We start from the raw sequence: 14798 nt of genomic DNA on the forward strand, positions 1-14798 counted from the left end.
TCACCCGGGCTCCGCCGCCTCCACCAGCCCGCGCAGCCCCTCCGCATCCGCCAGGCGCTGCTGCAGGGTGATGCAGAAGCGGGCGAGCGCCGCGCCATCGATCACCGCATGGTCCATCGCGCCGCCGAGCGAGAGCACGCGCCGCGGCGCGCCGCCCGCCACCGCCGGGCGCGTCTCGATCCCGCCCACCGCGACGGAGACGGTGAAGGGGTTGGGCGGGAAGGCGACCATGCGGAAATCGAGCCCCGGCCGCTGCAGGCTGGTCAGCCCGATCGTGCCTTGCACGCGGCGCAGGAAATGCGGATCGGCGGCGATGCGGCGGAAGACGAGCGCGCGCAGCGGCTTCGGCAGGCGCAGCAGGCGGCGGCGGCGCTGCACCTCCGCCGTCCGCGTCAGGTCGCCCTTCAGCGCGGCGCGCAGCTCCTCATGGATCGCCATCACGTCCTTCGATTGCGCGGCGCGGATGGTCAGGCCCATGGGCAGGCGCGTGCCATCGGGCTGCTTGCGGTCCACCACCGTCGCCACATCGGCGTCGCGGAAGGTCACCAGCTTCCTGCCGTGGCGGAAGGTCAGCACCGCCGGGTTCAGCGCCGCCGCCACGGCCACCGCCTCCACCAGCACGGCGTGCAGCGACACCGCCTGCCGGTCCGCCCGGCGCAGCCTGGCCAGCCCGTCCATGATGCGGGTGACATCGGCCTCGATCATGCCGTGGAAGGTCATCGGCCGGTGCAGCGACAGCATGCCGAGGATGAGGTCGCGCAGCGGCGGCCAGGGGCGTTCCGTGTAGTCGGGGATCGTCGTCATGGCTGCTTCAGCACCCCATCCTCCATGTGCAGCCGCCGCGTCGCCAGGTCGAGGCAGCGTTCGTCATGCGTCGCCATCACCACCGCGCAATCCTGGCCGCTCGTCAGCGCCGCCAGCAGCGCCACCACGGCGCGCCCGCTGCGGCCATCGAGCGAGGCGGTGGGTTCATCCGCCAGCACCAGCGCCGGCCGCCGCACCAGCGCGCGCGCCACCGCGACGCGCTGCTGTTCGCCGCCGGACAGCCGCGCGGTCGCCTCCCCGCCACGGCCGCCGAGGCCGACCGCCTCCAGCATCGCCAGCGCCGCCGCGCGGTCCCGCGCGGGCTCGGCGCCGGGCTGGCCATGCAGCGCGGCCTCCACATTTTCCACCACGCTCAGCGACCGCAGCAGGTGGTGGCGCTGGAAGACGAAGCCGATGCGCCGGCGCAGCGCGCCGAGCGCCCGCCCCTCCAGCCCCCGCACATCCTGGCCGAGCAGGCGGAGATCGCCTTCCTCCGGCACCCGCAGCGCGCCCAGCAGGGTCAGCAGCGTGGTCTTGCCCGACCCGGAGGGACCGGTGAGCGCGACGAAATCCCCGGCCCGCAGGTCGAGCGTGACGCCCCGCAGCACGACGCGGCGCCGCGCCCCGCTGCCGAAGCCGTGGCCGACATCGCGGAGCCCGGCCAGCAGGGCGGTCATCCGAACAGCTCCAGCGGGTCCGCGCGCCGCAGCCGCAGCGTCGCCAGCCCCGCCGCGACGGCCGCCATGGCGAGGCTCAGCCCCAGCACCATCGCCATGTCGGCGCCATGCACGCCGATCGGCAGGCGCGTGACCTCCGCCGCCACGCCGGTGACGGCCAGCGCCAGGGCCAGCGCCGGCAGCCAGGTGACCAGCGCGATGGCGATGGCCGCCTGCGCCACCACCGCCGCCAGGAAGGCCGGCGGATAGCCCTGCGCCAGCAGCACCGCGTATTCGGGCAGATTCGCATCCACCAGGCCGTTCAGCACCTGCAGGATGAAGACGATGCCGACCGCGATGCCGACCAGCAGCCCGACATTGAAGATCACGCCGATCGGCGTGCGGCTGGCGTAGAAGTGCCGTTCCTCCGCCAGGTAGTCGGCCCGCGTCAGCACCCGCGCGCGGCCTTCGATCCGCGCGGCGATGGCGGCCGCCATCGCCTGCGCCCCGGCGCCCGGTTCCAGCCGCAGCAACCCGATCGAGACGCGGTCCAGCGGCACGCCGAGCGTGGCGTGCAGCGTCAGGTCGCTCATCAGCAGGGTGCCGTCGATGGTGAAGGAGGGGCCGAGGGTGAAGAGCCCGCGCACCGAGAGCACCGGCGCCAGGTCCGCGGCCGGCGCATAGACCGGCAGGCGCGCCAGCCCGTCCTGCGCCACCTGCGCGATGACGGCGCCGAATTCCTGGCGCGACAGCCGGTCGATCAGCGCGGTGTCGGGGACGGACAGCGCGCGCTGCGCCGCCACCACCGCCGGCAGGTCCAGCACGCGGGCGGCGGGATCGATGCCGAGCAGCCAGGCGGAGAGGTTGCCGCCCGTCTCCGGGCTGCGGATCTGGCCGCTATAGGCGTAGAGGATCGCGGCCTCCGCCACGCCCGGCACCCCCGCCGCATCGCGCAGCGCCGCGCGCGGGAACCAGGGGGGCGAGAAGGTGAGCGCCCGGTAGCCCGGGCTGACCAGCACGAGGTCCGCCGCCAGCGCCCGCGGCAGGGCGAGCGCGCTGTCATAGAGCCCGTTGCGGAAGCCCACCTGCACCAGCATCAGCATCACCGCGACCGCCACGCCCGCCAGCGCGGCGAGGGAGGCGAGCGCGCGGTGGCGCAGCTGGCGCAGGGCCAGCAGGACGGCGAAGCGCGCCAGCGCCATCACGGGCGCGGCGCGGCCAGGGGGATGCGCACCTCCACCTCCGCCCCCACCACCGGCGGCAGGGGGCCGAGGGGGCGGATCGTCACCTCCACGATCCGGGCATCCCGCCCGACCAGCACGTCGGAGCTGGTGCGGCGCTGGCGCATGACGAGCCGGCCCACCACCTCCACCCTTCCCTCCACCGGCGCCGCCAGCACGCGGCCGGACAGGCGGGCGGGTTGGCCGGGGGCGACGCGGGGGGCATCCGCCTCCTCCACCTCCGCCACCACCACCAGGCGGTCGAGGGCGGCCATCTGCAGGATGCCCTCATCCCCGATGCTCTCCCCGCCCCGCCGCAGCAGCGCCAGCACCGTGCCGGCGAAGGGCGCGCGGATGGTGGTGCGGGCCAGCTCGGCCTCGGCCTCCGCCACCGCGGCGCGGCTGACGGCGGTGCGGGCGGCGGCGGCGCGGCGATCCTCCTCCCGCACCTCGCTCAGGGCGCGCAGCTCGGCTTCCGCCTGGCGCAGCGCGGCCTCGGCCCGTTCCAGCTCCGCCTGGCGCTGTTCCAGCGTGGCCTGGGCGGCGATGCTGGTGGCGCGGAGCGTCGCGATGCGGGCGTGTTCCTGCCGCGCCAGCGTCAGCTCCGCCTCCCGCGCCCGCACCAGGGCGCGCTGGGCCAGGATCAGGCCGGCCTTGGCGGGGGCGCTGGCCTGCGCTTCCTCGGCCTGCGCCAGGGCCAGGCGGGCGCGCGCGGCCTCGGCCTGGGCTTCCGCCACCGCATGGGTATCCAGCAGCGCCACCACCTGCCCGGCCGCGACCGCCTGCCCCTCCTCCACCAGCACGCGGCCCAGCACGCCGCGATAGGGGCCATGGAGCGCGATGACGCGCCCCTCGGGCTCGATCCGCCCGCGGGCCACCAGCGCGGTGGCGGCGGCCGGGGATTGCGCCGCGGGCGCGGGCCCGTCCGGGTGCGGCAGCAGCAGCAGCGCCGGCACCGCGAGCAGGAGGAGGCCCGGGAGCCAGAGGCGGCGCCTCATCCCCCGCCCTCCTGCCCGCGGGAGAAATCGGCCGCCAGGTCGAAGCGCAGCAGGAAGCGGGCCTCGCCCTCGATCCGGCGTTCCTCGATCACCTCCGTCCCGAAGCGGCCATAGGCGGGCAGCGGGCGGCGGCGGGCGGTGCCGTAGCCGTGGCGCAGCCCGCGCGCGCGCAGATCCGCGTAGCAGGCGCGGCGGAAGCGCAGCGCGCCGCGCAGGTCATGCGGGCCATCGGAGAAGAAGGTCAGCATCTCCCCGATCCCGGGCCCGCGCGGCACGGCGAAGCCGAAGCGGGCGGCCTGCACGGTGCGCAGCGCCAGGTTCACCGCCAGGCCGCGCCGGACGGCGCCGCCGGCATCCCGCAGCACATAGACCACCTGGTCCGCATAGGGCACCGGCGCCGCGATGCGCCCCGCCGCGTCATCCCATTCCCAGAGGCGCCGCAGCAGCACGGCCGGGCGGATGGGTTCGAAGGCGCGGTAGAAGGCCTGTTCATAGGCCAGCACGGCGGCGGGGTCGGCGGTGTCCAGCACCTCGAACCCGGCCAGCGGGGGCGGCAGGATCCTCATGCCAGCGGCACCGGGCGCAGCATGAGGGGACGGTCCGGCGCCAGGGTGGTGCGGCCGCGCAGGCCGATGGGCGCTTCCTCCACCGGCTCCAGCCGCCAGCGCCGGACGAGGGCCAGCATCGCCACCACCAGTTCCAGGTCGGCGAAGTGGTTGCCGATGCATTGGTGCCGCCCCCAGGCATAGGGCAGCAGGTTGCGCCGCGCGGCCGCGCCGGCGCCGAGGAACCGGTCCGGCCGGAAGTCCTCCGGCGCCTCCCACAGCGCGGGGCTGCGATGGATGGCGAAGATGGAGACGAGCACGGTGGTGCCGGCGCGGATGCGGAAGCCGCCGAGGTCATCATCCGCCGCGCAGTCCCGGCCCATGTTGTAGACCGGCGGGTAGAGCCGCATCGCCTCCTCCACCACCGCCGCGGCATAGGGCAGGCGCGGCAGGTCGGCGGGCGTGGGGGCGCGGTCGCCCAGCACCGGCAGGGCTTCGTCCCGCAGCGCCTGCGCCACGCCGGGGTGGCGGGCCAGCAGGTGCATCAGCCAGGTCAGGGCCGTCGCCGTCGTCTCGAACCCCGCGGCGAACAGCGTCTTCAGCTCATCCAGCAGGGCCTGGCGCGGCAGCGGCGCGTCATCCGGCCGGCCGCGGATCAGCGCGGCCAGCAGGTCGTCCGGCTGGGCATCGGGCGCGGCGAGCCGGCGGTCAAGCTCCCGCCCCAGGAAGGCCTCCAGCGTGCGGCGCGTGGCGTTGACGGCGCGGTTGACGGGCACCGGCACCCAGAGCGGCCAGCGGATGAAGGACCAGTTCCGGCGCATGAGCTGCGCCAGGCAATCCTGCACCGCGGCGACGAAGGCCGCGCCCTCCCCCTCCCCGATCCGGCGGGAGAGCAGGACGCCGCCGATGACGCCGATGGCGATGCGCCCGGCTTCCTGCCCGGCATCGATGGGATCGCCGGCCCAGCGGTCCATCGTCTCCGCCATCACCGCCGCCGTGGTCGCAGCGAGATCGCCGAGGCGGTCCGCGCGGAAGGAGGGCTGCATCCGGCGCCGGCGGGCGCGCCAGAGGTCACCCTCCGTCGCCAGCAGCCCCTCGCCGATCACGGCGCCGAGGTTGCGGTTGATGCGGCCGCGCGGGTAGCGGTCCGCGCGCGTCACCAGCACCTCCCTCGCCAGGTCGGGGCGGCCGATGGCGACGATGCGGCGCGGGCCGAGGCGGATGCCGACGATGCCGCCATGCGCCTGCAGCGCCGCGGCGGGGAAGCTGTGCGGCGCGGCCGCCATGGCGCGCAGATGGCCGAGCGGACCGCCACCTTCCAGGGCGGGAACATCGGGCAGGGCGGCGGGAGGGGCTGGCTGGCTGCCGGCGATGGTCATGTCGGCGGCAAAATGCCTCAAACGCCGGTTGCAGCATAGCACAACCGGCCGGCGAGATTGCGGGGAGGGGCTGGCCGCGCGGGCGGCGTGAAGCGCAGAAGGCCGGGTCAGTGATGACCCGGCCTTCTGCGTGGCGTGGAAACCGGCGTTTCCAAGTAATCGGATGGCGGACCCGAAGAGATTCGAACTCCTAACCCCCAGATCCGTAGTCTGGTGCTCTATCCAATTGAGCTACGGGTCCGCACGGGGGGCGATTTAGCGGGGTCGGCGGGGGGGCGCAACCCCTCCGCCAACCCCGCGTCACCAATTTTACGCCGAGAGCTTTTCCAGCTCCCGCAGCACGGCCTCGCCCATCACGGTGGTGCCGACGCGCGCGCGGCCGGGGGACATGATGTCGGCCGTGCGCAGCCCGCCCGCCAGCACCTTCTCCACCGCCGTCTCGATCAGCTTCGCATCCTCGTCCATGCCGAAGGACAGGCGCAGCAGCATGGCGAAGGACAGGATCTGCGCGCAGGGATTGGCGACACCCTTGCCCGCGATGTCGGGCGCGCTGCCATGGATCGGCTCATACAGCGCATGCCGCTTGCCGGAGGGCTGCAGCGCGCCGAGCGTGGCGGAGGGCAGCATGCCGAGCGAGCCCGTCAGCGCCGCCGCCAGGTCCGACAGCACGTCGCCGAAGAGGTTGCCGCCGAGGATGACGTCGAACTGCTTCGGGCGGCTGGCCAGCTGCATCGCGCAATTGTCGGCGTACATGTGCTGCAGCTCGACATCCGGATACTCGGCCTTGCCGACCTCCCCGACGACGGCGCGCCAGAGGCGGCCGGACTGCATGACGTTGGCCTTCTCCACGCTGGTCAGCTTGCGGCTGCGCTTGCGGGCGATGTCGAAGGCCACGCGCGCGACGCGGGCGATCTCGTCCTCGGAATAGACTTCCGTGTCGATGCCGACGCGCTTGCCCTGCTCGTTCACATGGATGCCGCGGGGCTCGCCGAAATAGATGCCGCCCGTCGTCTCCCGCACGATCATGATGTCGAGGCCGCGCACCAGTTCCGGCCGCAGCGCGGAGGCATCGGCGAGCGGGTCGAGCACCACGGCGGGGCGGAGATTGGCGAAGAGGCCAAGGTCCTTGCGCAGCCGCAGGATGCCGAGTTCCGGCCGCTGGTCGAAGGGCAGGCTGTCCCACTTCGGCCCGCCGACGGAGCCGAACAGCACGGCATCGGCCTCGGCGGCGGCGGCCACCGTCTCATCCGGGCAGGGGCTGCCGGTGGCGTCCAGCGCGGCGCCGCCGACGACGCCCTCCTTCACCTCGAAGGTCACGGCGCGGCGGCGATCCATCCAGTCGATGATGCGGCGCACTTCGCGCATCACCTCGGGGCCGATCCCGTCGCCGGGCAGGATGAGGAGCTTCTTGTTGGCGGGCATGGATGCGGTGGTCCTGGCGGCAGTGGAGATGCGGGGGCCTCGGCCCCCGCCGGGTGGTCAGACCTTGGCGTCGTAGAGCCAGGGCTGGGCGGCGCGCTGCTTCGCCTCGAACCCATCGATGCTGGGCGCGTGCTGCATGGTCTGCCCGATATCGTCGAGCCCGTTCAGCAGCAGGTGGCGGCGGAAGGGGTCGATGGTGAAGGGGATCTCCTCCCCGTTCGGGCGCACCACCACCTGGCGTTCCAGATCGACGGTGATGCGGGAATTCGGGCCGAGCCGCGCATCCTCCATCAGCTGTTCGCAGATCTCCCGCGGCAGCTTCACCGGCAGCACGCCGTTCTTGAAGCTGTTGTTGTGGAAGATGTCCGCGAAGTCCGGCGCGATGACGCAGCGGATGCCGAAATCCAGCAGCGCCCAGGGCGCATGCTCGCGGGACGAGCCGCAGCCGAAATTCTCGTAGGCCACGAGGATCTCGGCCTTGCGGTAGGGCTCCTGGTTCAGCACGAAGTCCGGCTTCTCCGCCCCGTCATCCTCGTAGCGCATATTGGCGAAGAGGTGCTTGCCGAGGCCCGTCCGCTGGATGGTCTTGAGGAAGCGGCCGGGGATGATCTTGTCGGTATCGACATTCGCCATCGGCATGGGCGCGGCGATGCCCGTCAGCGTGGTGAAGGCCTTCATGTCACACGCCCTCCTGCTTCGCGAAGTCGCGCACATCGACGAAATGCCCCGCGATCGCCGCCGCCGCCGCCATGGCGGGGGAGACGAGGTGGGTGCGCCCGCCGGGGCCCTGGCGGCCTTCGAAGTTGCGGTTGCTGGTGCTGGCGCTACGCTGGCCGGGCTTCAGCTTGTCCGGGTTCATGCCGAGGCACATGGAGCAGCCGGCCTCGCGCCACTCGAAGCCGGCTTCCAGCAGCACCTTGTCGAGCCCTTCCGCTTCCGCCGCTTCCTTGACCAGGCCGGAGCCCGGCACGACGAGGGCGCGGACATGGGACGCGACCTTGCGGCCCTTGGCGATGGCGGCGGCGGCGCGGATGTCCTCGATCCGGCTGTTGGTGCAGGATCCCACGAAGACGACATCGACCTTGAGGTCGGTCAGCTTCTGGCCCGGCGTCAGGCCCATGTAGTCGATCATCCGCTGCACCTGCGCGCGGCGCGCCTCATCGGCATAGTCGGCCGGGTTCGGCACGCTGCCCGTCACCGGCAGCACGTCCTCGGGGCTCGTGCCCCAGGTCATCTGCGGGATGATGTCGGCGGCGTTCAGCACGACTTCCTTGTCGAAGACCGCACCCTCGTCGGAGGGCAGCGTCTTCCACCAGGCGACGGCACGGTCATAGGCCTCGCCCTTCGGCGCGAAGGGGCGGCCCTTCACGTAGTCGAAGGTCGTCTGGTCCGGCGCCACCATGCCGGCGCGGGCGCCGGCCTCGATCGACATGTTGCAGACCGTCATGCGGCCGGCCATGTCGAGCGCGCGGATCGCCTCGCCCGCGAATTCGATGACATGGCCCGTGCCGCCGGCGGTGCCGATCTTGCCGATGATGGCCAGCACGATGTCCTTGGCCGTGCAGCCCGCGGGCAGCGTGCCATCGACCGTCACGCGCATGTTCTTCGCGGGCTTCTGCAGCAGCGTCTGGGTGGCGAGCACGTGCTCGACCTCCGACGTGCCGATGCCGAAGGCCAGCGCGCCGAGGGCGCCATGCGTCGAGGTGTGGCTGTCGCCGCAGACGATCGTCATGCCGGGGAGCGAAAGGCCGAGCTCCGGCCCGATGACGTGGACGATGCCCTGGCGCTTGTCGGTCAGCGGGATGTAGGGGACGCCGAAGGCCTTGACGTTGGCTTCCAGCGTCTCGACCTGCGTGCGGCTCTCGGGATCCTCGATGGTGCCGTAGCGGCTGGCATCGGTCGCGATGTTGTGGTCCACCACCGCGAGCGTCGCATCCGGGCGCCGCACCTTGCGGCCGGCAAGCCGGAGGCCTTCGAAGGCCTGCGGGCTCGTCACCTCATGCGTGAGGTGCTTGTCGATGTAGAGCACCGCCGTGCCGTCGGGCAGCGTCTCGACGACATGCGCATCCCAGATCTTGTCGAACAGCGTACGCGGCTTCGTGGCCGACATTCCCGATTTCCCCCAAGACAAAAGCGCCCCGGCCTGGCGGGCCGGGGCGTTCGGTAAGGCGTAGGCTCAGGCGGTGGCTTCGACCTTGGCCCGTGCCCGCTCCTCGATGCGGGCGGACTTGCCGGTCCGGCCGCGCAGGTAATACAGCTTCGCGCGCCGCACCTTGCCGCGGCGCACCACGACGATCTCCGCCACGTTCGGGCTGTACAGCGGGAAGACGCGCTCCACGCCCTCGCCGTAGGACAGCTTGCGGACCGTGAAGTTGCTGTTCAGGCCGCGGTTGCTGCGGGCGATGCAGACGCCCTCATAGGCCTGGGTGCGGATGCGCTCGCCTTCCACGACCTTCACCATGACGCGGAGCGTGTCGCCCGCGGCGAAGTCCGGGGTCTCGCGGGTGGCCGAGAGCTTCGCCTGCTGGGCGGCCTCGAACTGCTGAAGCAGGTTCATCGGGGTGGTTCCTTCCGTCTGAAGCAATTAGGCGGCGGCCGGGTGGCCGTCCAGCCGCCCCGCCTTTGCCTGTTTGGGTTCCGCGCCTGCGCGCGTCTGATAGCGTTCCCAGAGGTCGGGCCGCCGCGTCCGCGTCGCCGCTTCCGCTTCCGCGCGCCGCCAGCGCGCGACCTCCGCATGGTGGCCGGAGAGCAGCACCTCCGGCACCTTGCGGCCCTGCCATTCGGCGGGCCGCGTGTAGTGGGGGTATTCCAGCAGCCCCTCGGCGCCGTGGCTCTCCTCCTCCGCGGATGCCGCGGCGCCCATCACGCCCGGCAGCAGCCGGATGCAGGCATCGAGCATCAGCAGCGCGGCGGGTTCGCCGCCGGAGAGCACGAAATCGCCGGCCGAGACTTCGACCATCTGACGCGCCTCGATGACGCGCTGGTCGACGCCTTCGTAGCGGCCACAGAGCACGGTCACGCCCGGCCCCGCCGCAAGGTCCCGCACCAGCGCCTGGTCCAGCCGGCGCCCGCGGGGCGTCAGATAGACCAGGGGCGCGCCGGGGTTGCGGCTGGTCGCGGCCTCGCAGGCGAGGTCCAGCACATCCGGGCGCATCACCATGCCCGCGCCGCCGCCGAAGGGCGTGTCGTCCACGGTGCGGTGGCGATCCGTCGCGAAGCTGCGGATATCCAGCGCCTCGATCGCCCAGCGCCCCTCGCGGAGCGCGCGCCCCGCCAGCGACAGGCCGAGCGGGCCCGGGAACATGTCCGGGAACAGCGTCAGGATGGTGGCGCGCCAGCTCATGCCGCCGCGCCCTCCCCGCCCTCGGGCCGTACCAGCACCTCCGTCGGCGGCACCACGGTGATCCGCCCGCCCGCCACATCCACCACCGGCACGCAGGCCTTGGTGAAGGGCAGCAGGATCTCGCCCGCCGCGCCGTCGATGATCAGGAAGGGGCCGCCGCCATGGTCCTCCACCAGCCGCACCGTGCCGATCGCCGCCCCGTCTTCCGCGACGGCCGCCAGGCCCTCGAGGTCGCTCAGGTAGAACTCGTCCGGGTCGGCGGGGGGCGGCAGCTGGCTGCGCTCCACATAGAGCTTCGTGCCGGTCAGCCGGGCCGCGGCATCGCGATCCGCGACGCCTTCGATCCGGCCGAGCCCGTCAGGCAGCGGCGTGACGCGGAAGGCCTTGGCGCCGGAGGCATCGGTCAGCGGGCCGTAGCTGCCGATGGCGCGCGGATCGGCCGTGAAGGCATGCAGGCGCACGAGCCCCCGCACGCCATGCGGCCGCCCGATCTCCCCCACCAGCACGCGCTGCACCCGCATCGCCCGATCGACCTATGGCGTCGTTCAGCCGCCGGCCGCGGCGCGTTCCTGCGCCTTCTTCTTCGGCGCGGACTGCTTCGGCTGCTCGTTGTACACGGGCATCGGCGCCAGGCCGGCATGGCCCAGGAACTTCGCCACGCGCTCCGTCGGCAGGGCGCCGACGGACTTCCAGTAGGTGATGCGCTCGGCGGAGAGGCGCACGCGGTCGGCATGGTCCGACGGCAGCATCGGGTTGTAGCTGCCCAGCTTCTCGATGAAGCGGCCGTCGCGCGGGCTGCGGCTGTCCGCCACCACGATGTGGTAGTAGGGGCGCTTCTTGGCGCCCGCGCGGGCGAGGCGAATCTTGAGACCCATGAGGGTTACCTTCTCCTGATCGTCTAGAAAGGTCGTCGGTTGCCGAGGCCCGGCATGAGGGCACCCAGGCCCCCACGCATCAGCCCCTTCTGGCCGAGCTTGTTCATCCGCTTCATCATCGCGGACATCTCGTCGAACTGCTTCAGCAGGCGGTTCACATCCTGCACCGTGGTGCCGGAACCGGCGGCGATGCGCCGCTTGCGGGACGCCTTCAGCAGGTCCGGGTTGCGTCGCTCCTTCGGCGTCATCGAGCTGATGATCGCGGCCTGGCGCTTCAGCATGGTCTGGTCGAGGTTGGCGTTCTCGATCTGCGACTTGATCTTGCCCACGCCCGGCAACATCCCGAGGATGCCGGAGAGCGAGCCCATCTTGCCGATCTGCTTGATCTGCGATGCGTAGTCCTCGAGGTCGAAGGACCCCTTCTGCATCTTCTTCGCGAGCTTCTCGGCTTCCGCCTGGTCGATCGTCTCCGCCGCCCGTTCGACGAGGGAGACGATGTCGCCCATGCCGAGGATGCGGTTGGCGATGCGATCCGGATGGAAATCCTCCAGCGCGTCCAGCTTCTCGCCGGCGCCGAGCAGCTTGATCGGCGCGCCGGTGACGGCGCGCATGGACAGCGCCGCGCCGCCGCGCGCATCGCCATCGACGCGCGTCATGACGATGCCGGAGACGCCGACCTTCTCCTGGAAGGCCTTGGCGGTGTTCACCGCATCCTGGCCGGTCATCGCATCGACGACGAGCAGCGTCTCATGCGGCTTCACGAACGCCTTCACGTCCGCGACTTCCGCCATCAGCGCCTCATCGATCGCCAGCCGCCCGGCGGTGTCGAGGATGACGACGTCGAACAGCTCCCGCCGCCCGACATCCATCGCACGCTCGGCGATCTGGCGCGGCGTCTGGCCGGGGATGATGGGCAGGCCCGTCACCTCCGCCTGGTCGGCCAGGGTCTGGAGCTGCAGCTGCGCGGCCGGGCGATGCACGTCGAGCGACGCCAGCAGGACCTTCTTCCGCTCCCGCGTCCGCAGCCGCAGCGCGATCTTGCCGGAGGTGGTGGTCTTGCCCGAGCCCTGGAGGCCCACCATCAGGATCGGGATCGGGGACGGCGCGTTCAGGTCCAGGCCCCGCTTGCCGTCATCGCCTTCGCCGCCGCCCAGCGCCTCGACCAGCGCGTCGTTGACGATCTTGATGACCTGCTGGGCCGGGGAGACGGAGCGGATGACTTCCTGCCCCACGGCGCGTTCGCGCACGCGGGTCACCAGGTCCTTCACCACCGGCAGGGCGACATCGGCTTCCAGCAGCGCGACGCGCACTTCCCGCAGCGCGTCCTGGACATCGGCATCGGTCAGCGCGCCGCGGCGGCGCAGCTTGTCGAAAACCCCTGTCAGCCTGTTGCCCAGCGCCTCGAACATCGCGGCGGGAACTTCCTTGCCAAACCGTTGAGACCGCCCCAAACGAAATCGCGCCGCTGCGCGAGCCTTCGCGGAGCGACGGAGCCGACCCGCATCAGGCGGGGCGACCGACAGGGTCCAGGGCGGACCGGAGGGCGCCATTAGGCGCGATCCGCCCCAGGGTCAAGCACCGCGCGGGACCCCGCCCGCCGGCGGTTCGAGGCGCCCGCGCGATTATTGCGCTTAACCGTTTGAATTTCCCGCGATTTCCCGATCCCGTCATCTGACATCCCTGCCGGTTCGGCCGACACCGCAGGCCTCCGGGAAGGAAAACCGCATGCCGAGACACCCCCCCTGGCCCCCGCGCCCGGTCCAGGAACCGCTCACCCCCCGCCGCCTGCTCGCCCTGCTCCGCACCCCCGGCATCGCCGCGGAATGCCGCGCGCCCCTGCTCTTCGGCGCCCTCGCGCTCAGCGTGCTGGCGATCGACCTGCTGGGGCCGGGGCTCGGCCTCGGCCTCGCCGTGCCGCTGCTGCACGCGGCCGCGGGCTACCGCCTGCCGCCCCTTGCCGGCGCCGTCATCGCCGGCGGCCTCGCCTGCCTCGCCTGGCTGATCCTCTAGGAACCGCGCCGCCATGCTCGACAACCTCATCCTCGGCTTCAGCGTCGCGCTCACGCTCCAGAACCTGGCCTTCGCCTTCCTGGGCGCCATGATCGGCACGGCGATCGGCGTGCTGCCGGGGCTCGGCCCGACGGCCACCATCTCCCTCCTCCTGCCACTCACCTTCGGGCTGGATGCGACGACGGCCATCATCATGCTGTCCGGCATCTACTACGGGTCGCAATATGGCGGCTCCACCACCGCCATCCTGCTGAATCTGCCCGGCGAGATATCGAGCGTCGTCACGGCGATCGAGGGCTACCAGATGGCCCAGCAAGGAAGGGCGGGCGCGGCGCTGGCCACCGCGGCCATGGGATCCTTCTTCGCCGGCACCGTCGCCACGGTGGTGGTCGCGGCCTCCGGCCCGCTGCTGACCTCCGTCGCGCTCTCCTTCGGCCCGCCCGACTATTTCGCGCTGATGCTGCTCGGCCTCATCGTCTCCTGCATCCTGGCGCAGGGGGGGATCATCAAGGCGATCGGCATGGTGATCCTGGGGCTGACGCTGGGCCTGGTGGGCACGGATGTGCAGACCGGCCAGCAGCGCTTCACCTTCGGCGTGCCGGAACTCTCGGACGGCATCAACTTCGTCGTCCTCGCCATGGGCCTCTTCGGCATCGCCGAAGTCATGGTGAACCTGGAGAATCCGGAGATCCGCAAGGGCATCGTCGCCAAGCATGGCAAGCTGTGGCTGACGCGGGAGGAATGGCGCTACGCGGCACCGGCGGCGGTGCGCGGTACCGTGCTCGGCACCATCCTCGGCATCCTGCCGGGCGGCGGCGCATCGCTCTCCGCCTTCGGCTCCTACATGCTGGAACGGCGCATCAGCCGGCGGCCGGAGAAGTTCGGCCATGGCGCCATCGAGGGCCTGGCCGGGCCGGAATCCGCCAACAATGCCGGCGCGCAATCCAGCTTCATCCCGCTGCTGACGCTCGGCATCCCCTCCAACGCCGTCATGGCGCTGATGACGGGGGCGCTGATCATCCAGGGCATCCAGCCGGGCCCGCGGATGGTGGAGGCGCAGCCGGAGCTCTTCTGGGGGCTCATCGCCTCCATGTGGGTCGGCAATCTGATGCTGCTGGTCATCAACCTTCCGCTGATCGGGCTGTGGGTGATGCTGCTGCGGGTGCCCTACCGCTTCCTCTACGTGGGCATCCTGATCTTCTGCTGCATCGGCTCCTACAGCCTCAACAACAACGTCTTCGACATCTACCTGATGGCCGCCTTCGGTGGCATCGGCTACCTCTTCAACAAGCTGAAGATGGAGCCGGCGCCGCTGCTGCTGGGCTTCGTGCTGGGCCCGATGATGGAGGAGCATCTGCGCCGCGCCATGCTGCTGAGCCGGGGCGACGCGACGGTGTTCTTCGAGCGCCCGATCAGCGCGACCCTGCTGGTGCTGGCGGCGGTGGCGCTCGGGATGATGCTGCTGCCGACCCTGCGGAAGAGCAAGGAACAGGCGATGGAGGCGGACTGACCGGGGCCGCCCCCCACAAACGGCAAGGCCCGCGCC

General features: G+C 71.9%; 16 protein-coding genes and 1 tRNA gene. 2 read left to right on the forward strand and 15 right to left on the reverse strand.

Annotated features, from left to right (window positions below):
* The 15 genes from JJI54_RS27925 to ffh form a co-directional block, all read right to left on the reverse strand.
* Nucleotides 1-804 carry a 2-oxo acid dehydrogenase subunit E2 gene (locus JJI54_RS27925; protein WP_203076709.1) on the reverse strand — a complete coding sequence of 268 codons (804 nt, stop codon included), beginning with the start codon at nt 802-804 and terminating at the stop codon, nt 1-3.
* Nucleotides 801-1481 carry an ABC transporter ATP-binding protein gene (locus JJI54_RS27930; RefSeq protein ID WP_203076710.1) on the reverse strand — a complete coding sequence of 227 codons (681 nt, stop codon included), beginning with the start codon at nt 1479-1481 and terminating at the stop codon, nt 801-803. The genes JJI54_RS27925 and JJI54_RS27930 overlap by 4 nt, the downstream gene beginning before the upstream one ends.
* Entirely contained in the window at nt 1478-2662 is a 1185-nt protein-coding gene (locus JJI54_RS27935) for an FtsX-like permease family protein (RefSeq protein ID WP_203076711.1), read from the reverse strand. Before JJI54_RS27935 ends, JJI54_RS27930 begins: the two co-directional genes overlap by 4 nt.
* A complete protein-coding gene (locus tag JJI54_RS27940) occupies nt 2662-3678 on the reverse strand; it encodes an efflux RND transporter periplasmic adaptor subunit (RefSeq protein WP_203076712.1) in 1017 nt (338 codons plus the stop codon). The genes JJI54_RS27935 and JJI54_RS27940 overlap by 1 nt, the downstream gene beginning before the upstream one ends.
* On the reverse strand, nt 3675-4244 hold the full coding sequence (locus tag JJI54_RS27945) for a hypothetical protein (protein ID WP_203076713.1): 570 nt from the start codon (nt 4242-4244) through the stop codon (nt 3675-3677). The genes JJI54_RS27940 and JJI54_RS27945 overlap by 4 nt, the downstream gene beginning before the upstream one ends.
* Nucleotides 4241-5602 (reverse strand): cytochrome P450, encoded by a 1362-nt coding sequence (locus tag JJI54_RS27950; RefSeq protein ID WP_203076714.1) that lies wholly within the window; start codon nt 5600-5602, stop codon nt 4241-4243. Before JJI54_RS27950 ends, JJI54_RS27945 begins: the two co-directional genes overlap by 4 nt.
* A 164-nt stretch (nt 5603-5766) precedes the next feature.
* Nucleotides 5767-5843, reverse strand: a tRNA-Arg gene (locus JJI54_RS27955).
* A 68-nt stretch (nt 5844-5911) separates the two neighbouring features.
* A complete protein-coding gene (gene leuB, locus JJI54_RS27960; protein ID WP_203076715.1) occupies nt 5912-7024 on the reverse strand; it encodes a 3-isopropylmalate dehydrogenase in 1113 nt (370 codons plus the stop codon).
* A 57-nt stretch (nt 7025-7081) separates the two neighbouring features.
* The gene (gene leuD, locus JJI54_RS27965) at nt 7082-7702 is read right to left on the reverse strand and encodes a 3-isopropylmalate dehydratase small subunit (protein ID WP_203076716.1); all 621 of its coding nucleotides are present in this window, start codon (nt 7700-7702) and stop codon (nt 7082-7084) included.
* Nucleotide 7703: 1 nt separating this feature from the next.
* The gene (gene leuC, locus JJI54_RS27970; RefSeq protein WP_203076717.1) at nt 7704-9134 is read right to left on the reverse strand and encodes a 3-isopropylmalate dehydratase large subunit; all 1431 of its coding nucleotides are present in this window, start codon (nt 9132-9134) and stop codon (nt 7704-7706) included.
* A 66-nt stretch (nt 9135-9200) separates the two neighbouring features.
* The gene (gene rplS, locus JJI54_RS27975; RefSeq protein WP_203076718.1) at nt 9201-9581 is read right to left on the reverse strand and encodes a 50S ribosomal protein L19; all 381 of its coding nucleotides are present in this window, start codon (nt 9579-9581) and stop codon (nt 9201-9203) included.
* A 27-nt stretch (nt 9582-9608) separates the two neighbouring features.
* Entirely contained in the window at nt 9609-10367 is a 759-nt protein-coding gene (gene trmD, locus JJI54_RS27980) for a tRNA (guanosine(37)-N1)-methyltransferase TrmD (RefSeq protein WP_164694125.1), read from the reverse strand.
* A complete protein-coding gene (rimM, locus tag JJI54_RS27985) occupies nt 10364-10888 on the reverse strand; it encodes a ribosome maturation factor RimM (protein ID WP_203076719.1) in 525 nt (174 codons plus the stop codon). Before rimM ends, trmD begins: the two co-directional genes overlap by 4 nt.
* Before the next feature lie 24 nt (nt 10889-10912).
* On the reverse strand, nt 10913-11242 hold the full coding sequence (gene rpsP / locus JJI54_RS27990) for a 30S ribosomal protein S16 (RefSeq protein WP_203076720.1): 330 nt from the start codon (nt 11240-11242) through the stop codon (nt 10913-10915).
* A 23-nt stretch (nt 11243-11265) separates the two neighbouring features.
* Nucleotides 11266-12651: a signal recognition particle protein gene (gene ffh / locus JJI54_RS27995; RefSeq protein WP_203076721.1), complete on the reverse strand. Its 1386-nt coding sequence runs from the start codon at nt 12649-12651 to the stop codon at nt 11266-11268.
* 316 nt (nt 12652-12967) lie between these two features.
* Between ffh and JJI54_RS28000 the strand changes: the two genes are divergently transcribed.
* Nucleotides 12968-13252, forward strand: a complete 285-nt coding sequence (locus tag JJI54_RS28000; protein ID WP_203076722.1) for a hypothetical protein — start codon at nt 12968-12970, stop codon at nt 13250-13252.
* A 13-nt stretch (nt 13253-13265) separates the two neighbouring features.
* A complete protein-coding gene (locus JJI54_RS28005) occupies nt 13266-14762 on the forward strand; it encodes a tripartite tricarboxylate transporter permease (RefSeq protein WP_203076723.1) in 1497 nt (498 codons plus the stop codon).
* Nucleotides 14763-14798: the final 36 nt, after the last annotated feature.

It is taken from the genome of Falsiroseomonas ponticola, from assembly GCF_016805305.1.
Taxonomy (GTDB): Bacteria; Pseudomonadota; Alphaproteobacteria; order Acetobacterales; family Acetobacteraceae; genus Falsiroseomonas; species Falsiroseomonas ponticola.